The sequence below is a fragment of the Pseudomonas sp. StFLB209 genome (assembly GCF_000829415.1).
Classification (GTDB): domain Bacteria; phylum Pseudomonadota; class Gammaproteobacteria; order Pseudomonadales; family Pseudomonadaceae; genus Aquipseudomonas.
The window spans coordinates 1,174,740-1,185,000 of record NZ_AP014637.1; the positions used below are offsets into that span (position 1 = coordinate 1,174,740).

At 61.6% G+C, this 10,261-nt stretch carries 3 protein-coding genes and 2 rRNA genes (1 of these 5 running past the window's edge); all 5 read right to left on the reverse strand.

Features of this window, described 5'->3' with window-relative positions:
- Nucleotides 1–115 precede the first annotated feature (115 nt).
- Entirely contained in the window at nucleotides 116–2,185 is a 2,070-nt protein-coding gene (gene recD, locus PSCI_RS05430) for an exodeoxyribonuclease V subunit alpha (protein ID WP_045483803.1), read from the reverse strand.
- The gene (recB, locus tag PSCI_RS05435) at nucleotides 2,182–5,871 is read right to left on the reverse strand and encodes an exodeoxyribonuclease V subunit beta (protein ID WP_045483805.1); all 3,690 of its coding nucleotides are present in this window, start codon (nucleotides 5,869–5,871) and stop codon (nucleotides 2,182–2,184) included. The genes recD and recB overlap by 4 nt, the downstream gene beginning before the upstream one ends.
- Nucleotides 5,868–9,332 carry an exodeoxyribonuclease V subunit gamma gene (recC, locus tag PSCI_RS05440; protein WP_045483808.1) on the reverse strand — a complete coding sequence of 1,155 codons (3,465 nt, stop codon included), beginning with the start codon at nucleotides 9,330–9,332 and terminating at the stop codon, nucleotides 5,868–5,870. Before recC ends, recB begins: the two co-directional genes overlap by 4 nt.
- Nucleotides 9,333–9,497: 165 nt before the next feature.
- Nucleotides 9,498–9,613 (reverse strand): 5S ribosomal RNA (rrf, locus tag PSCI_RS05445).
- Nucleotides 9,614–9,746: 133 nt separating this feature from the next.
- Nucleotides 9,747–10,261, reverse strand: a 23S ribosomal RNA gene (locus PSCI_RS05450) (it continues 2,377 nt past the right edge of the window).

Genomic DNA, 10,261 nt, shown 5'->3' on the forward strand with positions numbered 1-10,261 from the left:
TTAGTGCCCACAGGCCAGCGAGTGGCCGCAAAGGCGCGAACTGAACGCCCCGGTAATCAGCAGGCCGGCAAGAAGAGGCCAGGGCGCACAGCGCATGCACCCTGGTTTGGCGGGGTTACAGCTCCAGCATCAAGCCGCTCAAACGCTTGACCTTGCGTTGCAGGGCCTGCTCAAAAACACCCTGGCGTGGCTCGATCAGGCTGAACCATTTACGCGCACGGGTGATGCCGGTGTAGATCAGTTCTTTGGTCAGCACCGGGTTCAAGGCATCGGGCAGGATCAGTGCAGTGTGGGCGAATTCCGAGCCCTGGGACTTGTGCACGGTCATGGCATACACCGTCTCGACATCGTTGAGCCGGCTAGGCAACACAAACCGCACACCGCCGCTGCCGTCGTTGCGCGGGAAAGCCACCCGCAATACCTGACGCGTCTCACCTTCGCGCTCCGGTACCCGCAAGGTGATGCCGATATCGCCGTTCATCAAGCCCAGGCCATAATCGTTGCGGGTCATCAGCACCGGGCGGCCTTCATACCACAGCTCGTCGTCGATCAGGCCGGCACTGAACAAGGCTTGGGTAATACGCTGATTGAGCCCTTCGACACCCCACGGGCCTTTGCGTACCGCGCAAAGCAACTGGAACTCATCGAACGCCTGCAACACCGAGCGTGCCCATACTGTCCAGCACTCATCGAGCAGATCGGCGCCCTCTGTCGGTCTCTCGATTGCCAGCACGTTCAGGTAATGCCGGTAACCTTGCGGGCTGTCAGCGCCTTCGCCGAGTCCTTCCAGTGCCAGGCGCTCAAAACTGCGATCCTGCTCGTTCTTCAACAAGCGCACATGCAGGTCGGAATGGCTGTTGGCTGCCAGCAGCTCGCGCGCCCTGGCATGTTCCTGCCGATTGACCAGCCGAGCCAGTTGGCCAATGCCGCTGCCCTGGCCGAAGCGTCGTGAGTGCCGCAGCATCACCACCTGCTGGGCTAACGGATGCTGCTGCCCATCGCCTTCCTGCAGGCCACTGCTGGCCAGGCTTTCACCGCTGACCGACTCTAGCCAGGCGCGGGTATGCGGACTGTACAGGCCAATTTCGGCGTCGCGACACAAATCGCCCAATACCGCACCCGCTTCTACCGAAGCCAATTGGTCCTTGTCACCGAGCAGCACCATTCGTGCGTGTGGCGGCAAGGCATCGAGCAGGTTGGCCATCATTTCCAGGTCGATCATCGACGCTTCGTCCACCACCAGTACATCCAGCGGTAGCGGATTACCGGCATGGTGACGAAAATGCCGGGTGCCGGGGCGGCTGCCCAGCAGGCGGTGGACAGTGGTGACCTCACTGGGGATCTTCTCACGCACTGCCTCATCGACCTTGAGCTGTTGCACTTGCTGGCTGATCGACTCGGTGAGCCGCGCCGCGGCCTTGCCGGTCGGCGCGGCGAGCCGGATGCGCAGCGGCTGACCACTGGCCACTGCCGGCGCCTGAAGCAGCGCCAGCAGGCGTACCACCGTGGTGGTCTTGCCGGTGCCTGGGCCGCCGGTGATGATGCTGAACGCCTTGCGGGTTGCCAACGCGCAGGCCAGTTTCTGCCAGTCGATCTGCTCGCCGGCCTGACCAAACAGCGCATCCAGGCGCGTGCGCAGGTCGGCCGGCGTCGCCTCCTGCTCAGCCAGCCGCTGGTGCAACACCGCATCGATACGCCGTTCGTAGTTCCAATAGCGGCGCAGGTACAGACGCCGCCCGGCCAGCACCAGCGGCCGCTGCCGGTCTTCACCTGGTGCCAGAGCGACCAGTGCGCTGTGTTCCAGAACCTGACACCAGGCGGCGCCGTCCAGGCCGGCCAGCAGTTGTGACGGCAGCAGCATCGGGCCGCTCTGCACGTCACCTTCCGGCGGCAGCGACAGGGCGAAGTCAGGCGCCTTGAGGGTCTCGAACAGGTCCAGGCACACATGACCATGACCTAACTGGTGACTGGTCAAGGCTGCCGCCAGCAGTACCCGCGGGTCGGCGTGCGGATCAAGGCTGGCCAGAAACGCCACGAATGCCCGGTCCAGCGAGCGCAGCCAGCCACGCTCGCTCCAGCGGTCAAGCAGCATCAGCAGGTGATCGACCCGCGCCAGCGGCGCCAGGCCAGTCAGGCTGTCAGCCTGCAGCGGGGTAGGCAGTAACTGGGCAAGGGTACGGCTCATGCGGGCTCTCCTGACTCAGCCGGGATGGGTAACAGGCCCTGAAACAGCAAGTCGAGGCTTTCGATCAACTCGCGGGGTGGCCGGGTGAAATACACGCCCTGCCCCGGCGCCCGGTTACCGCGCAAGAACAGATACAGAGCACCGCCCATGTGCAGGTCATAGTCGTAGTCGGCCAGGCGCGCCTTGAGCTGACGATGCAGCGCCAGCAGGTACAGCACGTATTGCAAGTCGTAACGGTGTTCAAGCATCGCCGTCTCCATGGCCGCCGGTGTGTAGGCGTCGTCATCGGCACCCAGCCAGTTGGATTTGTAGTCGGCCACGTAGTAGCGCCCTTCATGCTCAAAGGTCAGGTCGATAAAGCCTTTGAACATGCCATTGAGCGCGGCAGGCTGCAGCGGCGCACGAGGCAGGTTGTGGTGGGTATGGCGGCGTACCAGCTCATCCACCCGCAGCACATCGACCTGACGACTGGCGAACCAGAACTCCATCTCGATCCGGTACTGATTGGGTTGCTCAAGGCCGCTCAACGAGGCATTGCCCGGCAACGGCAATGGCATCTGTAACAGGTCCAGCAGCCAGTCGCTGAGCGGTTTGATCCAGCTGTCCCAGCCGCGCCGGCTACAACGCCGCGCCACGGTGTCGCGTACGCCTTCGGGATCACTGGCCGTCAGTGCAAAGCCCTCTTTACCGGCCCATTCCAGCAGGCCATGGAGAAAGGTGCCCGGATTCGGCCCGCGCGGGAAGCGATGAATGTCGGTAGCACCCGGTACTGCTTCACGGGCCGCTTGCGGGTCAGGACGGTCGTCGTCGAACAGCTTCTGGGCCAGCGCCGTGTCTGGTGCGCTGTCGCTGCCAGTGAGCATGCCATCACCAATGCGCAGCGCACTGTAGGAAGCAATCCACCAGTTTTCAGCCGCCTTGCGCCGAGGCGTCAGCGGCTTGAGCAGCGCGGCCTGATTACGTGGCGCGCTAAAGCGCTCTGCGCAAGGCTCAGGGAGTGGCTCCAGCAACATGGCTGGGCTGTCCTTGACCAGCGCATTGAGCCATTCCCCCAGTTGCGCGCTATCGCTCAGTGCAGCACCACCACCGAGCAGGTAGCCCAGCGCCGAGCGATGCAGTTGCGAGTTTTTCCCGGCGCCGCGCTTGAGGTCGGTGACGCCCAGCCAACACGCGTGCTCAGAGCGGGTCAGCGCCACATAAAGCAAGCGCAGGTCTTCAGCCAGGCGTTCATCGTCGGCGCGTTCGATCAGCTCTGCGGTCGGTTGCAGGCTGATCCGCGCCAAGCCGTCATCATCGTGAAACTGTAGCGGCAGGCGACTGCCATCCACCGGTTTGCTGGAGCAGATGAACGGCAGAAATACCAACGGGTACTGCAAGCCCTTGGATTTGTGGATGGTCACCACCTTGACCAGTTGCTCGTCGCTTTCCAGACGCAGGATCTGCTCTTCACCGGCCTGGCCGCTGAGCATCAACTGCTCGCCCAGATGGCGAATCAGCGCCTGCTCGCCATCCAGTTCAGCGGCGGCCTGTTGCAGCAACTCGGACAAATGCAACAGGTTGGTCAGCACCCGCTCGCCATCACTGCGGGCGATCAGGGTCTGCGGCAACTGGAAGTCATGCAGCAGGCGACGCAGCATCGGCAGTACGCCCTGATAGCGCCAGACGTTGCGATAGCCACGAAACTGCATCACCCGCCGCTCCCAGGCCAGTTCGTCCTGATTCAGCCGTTCCAGCTCGGTCAGTGGCAGGCCGAGGGTGATGCTCGCCAGTGCGCCACGCAGGGTCCGTTCGGCATCCGGTTCGGCACAGGCCTTGAGCCAGGCAAGCACATCATGGGCCTCTTGGGCGGCGAACACCGAGTCTTTATCCGACAGGTACACGCTGCGCACCCCACGGGCGGCCAGCTCGCCGCGCACCGCCTGGGCCTCTTTGCCATCGCGTACCAGGATCGCAATGTCTGCTGGCAACAGCGCGCGCAGCGCCTCGCCGGGGCGGACAAAACCGGCTTCCCCGCGCTGACCGGCATTGAGCAAGCGGACGATCTCACTGGCACAGGTCGCCGCCAGTTGCTGTCGATAGGTTGCACCGGAGACGGGCTGATCGTCACAGAGTTGCCAGATGGTCAGTGCCGTGAGCGGCTGGCCGGCAAGTTCCAGACGCTCTTTGCGCCCCTGAGCCAGCGCCGGGGCAAAGGGCACCGGGTTGTCATTGCCGTGGCGAAACAGGAACGCACCGCGCCCGCTGTCTCGCTGCTCGGCGCGCATGAACACCTGGTTGGCCGCCTCGACCATGGCGACACTGGAGCGAAAATTGGTGTCCAGTGTATGCCAACGGCCCGCAGTGGCTTTACGGGCGCGCAGGTAGGTGTAGATATCAGCACCGCGAAAGGCGTAGATCGCCTGCTTGGGGTCGCCGATCAGGAACAGACCGGTGCTTTCGTCGTTTTGTTCCAGACGATAGATACTGTCAAAGATCCGGTACTGCACCGGGTCGGTGTCCTGGAATTCATCGATCAGGGCCACCGGGAACTGCTCACGGATCAGGGTCGTCAGGCGGTCACCGCCACCGGCACTCAACGCAGCATCGAGGCGCAATAACATGTCGTCGAAGCCCATTTCGGCACGGCGGCGTTTTTCGCTTTCAAAACGCAGGCTGACCCAGCGAGCGGCATGCTGCAATAACTGCGCATCGGGGGTCGGCAGGTCGTCCAACTGACGCTTGAGAGTCAGCATGGCATCAAGTGCCGGGTGCGTCGGCGGGTTACTCTTCCAGGATTCAGCAACGCCGTCAGGCGTCAGACGGGTAAAGCCGGTACCCAGATCAAGGTCGACCTGATCCTCGTCCTGCGCCCAAGTAGTGAGTTTGTCGAACCAGGGCTTGAAGTAACGCTCTTGAATCTGTCGGCCATTGACCTGCTTGGCCGCCACCGCCTGGGTGAAGATCGTATCCAGTTCCTGTGCCCAGGCTGCCCAGGGTGCCTTGAGTGCCCGCAGCGCGGCACGGCGCCGCTCCAGTGCCTCAGCGATCAACTGCGCAGGCTCTTGTTCCACCACCGGGTAATCACGACCGAACAGGCCGCGCACCCGTGATAACAGCGCATTCGGCCCGCCCCAGTGGTCCCGCACCCAGTCCAGTGCAACGCCATCCATGGGGTAACAAAAACGTCGCCAGTAATCACGCAGCACTTCGCCGAGCAATTCACTGTGGTCGGTTTCCAGACTCTGGGTAAACAGGCTGCCGCTGTCGAAGGCGTGCTCACGCAGCATGCGCTGGCACCAGCTGTGAATGGTCGAAACAGCCGCTTCGTCCATCCATTGCGCGGCGATATCCAGCCGGCTCGCGCAGCCGGGCCATTGCTCAGGCTCGAAGTCGCTGCGCAGTTCGGCGATCAAGGCATCGGGGGCCGGGATCTCGTCGCGGAAAAAACGTGCCGCTTCAGCCAAACGGGTACGAATCCGGTCACGCAGTTCCTTGGTCGCGGCGTCGGTGAAGGTCACCACCAGAATCTGCGGCGGCAACAACTCACGGCCAAAGCCGGTCAACTCGTCACCATGGCCCAGTACCAGGCGCAGGTAGAGCGCCGAAATGGTGAACGTCTTGCCGGTGCCGGCGCTGGCTTCGATCAGTTGGCTGCCACGCAGCGGAAAGCGCAGCGCCAGGGGGCGCGAGGTCAGGGAGCTATTCATTGACCGGCCTCCTCGCCCTGCCAGGGCGCATCGAACAAGGGTTTGTACAGCGACTCACACCAGCCGGAAAAGAGCTCGCTGTCTTGCAGAGCGGCAAAATCCGGGTATTGGCGCAACAGTGCCGTGCTTTCGGCGCGTTCGCCGTTAGTGTTCTGACCATCGCCTTCATAAGCTTTACGCGCCGCAGCTTCAGCCTTGAGATCGTCGCCGGCCTGAGCCAGCCAGGCAAACGCCGTCTTGGCGGCGACCGGTAACGGATGCTGCATACCGTTGAGCCAGCCGCTCAACAGATAACCCAGGCACTCACGGGCGGCGTCTACCTCCAGAGGCGGCAACAGCAGGGTTTCATCGCTGGCCACCAAGGCGGTGGTGAGGCTCAGGTCACAAGCCGAAGCCGCCAGGTGATTGACCCATGGACGGATCAGACGATGCCATTTGCGGGTCTTTTGCGAGCCGATGGCATTGGGCACCACGGTGACCGCCAGCAACTGACCTTGAGCATTGCGATGCAAGCCGCCCAGCCAGCCTTCAAGACGCACCTGGCGGTACTCGAAGCTGACCGGCAAAGCGCTATGGACCGGCTCAGGCCAGCGGCTGAGCAATGATTGATAACGTTGCAGTACATCCGGTAACGGCGCGATCAGTTCGGCCTGCATTGAGGTGCCGAACCCGGCCATCGGCAACAGACCGCTGCCCTGCAAGCGTTGCGCCTGGGACTGCATGGCCTGGTCGCTGTTATCCAGGTCGAGCAGCGCCGCAGCCAGCAGGCTTTCACTGAGCCCATAGCGTTGCAGCGCATCAAGCACGAACGGCTCTTCATCAGCCAGTGGTGCCTGGGCCTGATCGAAGAAAATTTTCAACCGCTGGGTATAGAAATGCTTGACCGGATTACGCAAGAAATCCTGCAACAGCGCCAGCGTCAGCGGCTCTTGTGGATCATGGGCAGACAATTGGGTCTGCTCCAGAGGCGCTGCGTCGCCGCTGTGCAGCGCCTGCCACTCACGGGCAAAACTGAAGTAGCCATAACCTTCATGAAAATACCGGGCACTGAACGGCTGTAGCGGATGGGCCAGGGTCAGCGCGTTGAGCAGAGCTTCACCGCTCGTCAGGTCAGACTCGTCCTGCGCGAGTCGCCAACCACTGGCCAGGTGATCACGCAGTTGGCCGATCAGCACCGAAGAGGGCCGCTCGCTGTTGTCCCGGATGCTGTGGCCGACCCAACTGATATACAGCTGGTCACGGGCCGACAACACGGCTTCAAGCAACAGATAACGATCATCCTCGCGACGTGAGCGGTCACCGGGGCGGTAATCACTGCCCATCAGGTCGAAGTCCAGCGGCGGCTGCGCGCGCGGATAGTCACCGTCGTTCATGCCCAGCAGGCAGACCACCTTGAACGGAATGGCACGCATCGGCATCAGTGTGCAGAAGTTGACCGAGCCGGCGAGGAAACGCTGCGACAGACGCCCTTGATCGAGACCGGCCAGCCAGGCTTCGCGTACCACCGTCAGCGGCAATGGATCGAGCAAACCGACTGACTCACAGGTCTGTAGCCAGTCCTCACGGAGGTTCTCCAACTGCACCAGCAGGTAGTCATCGTGTTCGCTCTGCGCCTGGAAAAACACCTGAATGAGGTTCTGCAGACGCACACCCCAGTCCTGCGCAGTGGCCTGCGTGGAAAGCTCGGCATGCGCCACATCCAGCGCATCAATCAAGGCCACCAGCGGGCCGATCAGCGCGGCGTCCAGGCCGCCGATTTCATCGTAAGGTTCGATGTCCTGAAACGCGGCGCCGGAGCCTACTGCATACCCCAAGAGCATGCGCTGTAAGCCAAATTGCCAGCTATTCTGCTCCAGCGCCTCGGGCAATCCGAGACCTTCGCGCTGACTGGCATCCAGCCCCCAGCGCACACCGGCGCCTTCGATCCAGCGATGCAGGGTCGGCAGGTCACGCTCCTTGATCCCAAAGCGGGCACGCAGCGCCGGGACATCCAGCAGGTCAAGGATTTCACTGACCGGAAAACGGCTGTCCGGCAGCTTGAGCAAATGCTCCACCGCGATCAGCAGCGGCTCGCGACCACGCTGGCCCTGGTCTGCCAGGGTGAAGGGGATGAAGCGTTTGTCGTCGCGCTCAAGCTGGCCGAACACTGCGCGGATGTGTGGCGCATAGCTGTCGATGTCCGGGACCATGACGATCACATCGCGGGGGCGTAACTGCGGATCTTTGCTGAACCGGGCGAGCAACTGATCATGGAGAATCTCCACCTCACGCTGGGCACTGTGGGCCACATGAAAGCGGATCGAGCGGTCTTGCAGGGTATCGACTGCGGGCCATAGCTCACGGGTTTCGTCCAGCGGGCGCAGTTCCAGAATATCGTCCTGCAACTGGCTGAGCATGTGGTGTGGCTCGCCCTCGCTGAACAGGTCAATGCGCTCGTCCTTGAAGCAGAAACGATAGCTGTGCGGGTTGTCGTGACTGTCCAGCAGGTTGATGTAATCACGGCCTTGCTTGCCCCAGGCTGCGAGCAACGGGTGCGCGTGCTGATGCAAAGTCTGTGGATCAAGCACCTGAGGCGTACCGGGTTTACGTGCCTGGCGCTTGTATTGGTGACGCAGCAGGTCTTTGTCAGCGACGATATCGGCCCAGTGGTGCCGACACGGGTTATGCACACACAGCAGCACCTGACTGAACCTGGCCAGACCGGCCAAAGCCTCCAGCGCCTGGGCCGGCAACGATGAAATACCAAAGACGATGACCCGTGGCGGTAACCCCGGCACCGCATCGGTCATGGTCTGAACCCGCTCGATGAAACGCTGATGCACTCCGGCACGGCTCTGGGCCATACCGGCAACACCGACATCGTGCAGCAGGGCGCGCCACAGTTCGGCCTGCCAGATATTGGCCGGGTTCAATGGCTTGATTTCGCCGCGCACCGAACGTAACTGATGGCGACCGGCAGCCCAGTCTTCCAGCCAGTCGGCGCGATACACCTGATACTGGTCAAAGAGGTCAGCGAGACGCTCGGACAATTGATAACGCTTGCGCAGGTCGGTGTCTGCGGTCAAGAACCGTTGCAGCGGCTCGAAGTGTGGCTGATTGATCAACTCCGGTAGCAACCGCATCAGCCGCCAGGTCAGGGGCGCCTTGTCCAATAGAGAGGTCTGCGGGATCTCATCACGGCCCAGTACGGCGCGGTAAAGCTGCCACATGAAACTGCCCGGCAGTTGCACATCGATAGCGGCGGCAATGCCGCAACCGCCGAGGTCGTCATCCTCGGTATCTTCGGCCAGGGCAAGCTTGAGCCATTGCGCGATCCCGTTGCTCTGTACCAAGGCAATTTCATTCTCCAGCGGCGCCAGAGGGTAACGCCGCATCCAGGACACCGCCAGGCTGCGCAACTCGTCCAGTCGATTGCCATGAACCACCATGAAACCGGCGTTCAGTGAGGTAGTGTGTGGCATGCGTGCATCCCTGACCTGTTGGAAAAATAGCCAAGCGCACCATAAGGGCTAAGCAGGGCAGCGTCCAGTTGCAACAGCTTCGCGAGCAAGCTCGCTCCCACAGAGTTTTATTACGCGCAAAGCAAAACCCCCGATCGCAGAGCGATCAGGGGTTCTGTGTTTGAATCTTGACGATGACCTACTCTCACATGGGGAAGCCCCACACTACCATCGGCGATGTATCGTTTCACTACTGAGTTCGGGATGGGATCAGGTGGTTCCAACACTCTATGGTCGTCAAGAAATTCGGTAGCCAGTGCGTTTTCACACGCTGGCAAATTCGGTTATGTGAACATTTTTCGGCGTTTGTTGATCAGCTTTCGGCTGTATCGTCTTCACACACCGCCACTGCTGTGCAGATGGCTTGGGTGTTATATGGTCAAGCCTCACGGGCAATTAGTATGGGTTAGCTCAACGCCTCACAGCGCTTACACACCCCACCTATCAACGTCGTAGTCTTCGACGGCCCTTTAGGGGATTCAAGATCCCAGTGAGATCTCATCTTGAGGCAAGTTTCCCGCTTAGATGCTTTCAGCGGTTATCTTTTCCGAACATAGCTACCCGGCAATGCCACTGGCGTGACAACCGGAACACCAGAGGTTCGTCCACTCCGGTCCTCTCGTACTAGGAGCAGCCCCTCTCAAATCTCAAACGTCCACGGCAGATAGGGACCGAACTGTCTCACGACGTTCTAAACCCAGCTCGCGTACCACTTTAAATGGCGAACAGCCATACCCTTGGGACCGGCTTCAGCCCCAGGATGTGATGAGCCGACATCGAGGTGCCAAACACCGCCGTCGATATGAACTCTTGGGCGGTATCAGCCTGTTATCCCCGGAGTACCTTTTATCCGTTGAGCGATGGCCCTTCCATACAGAACCACCGGATCA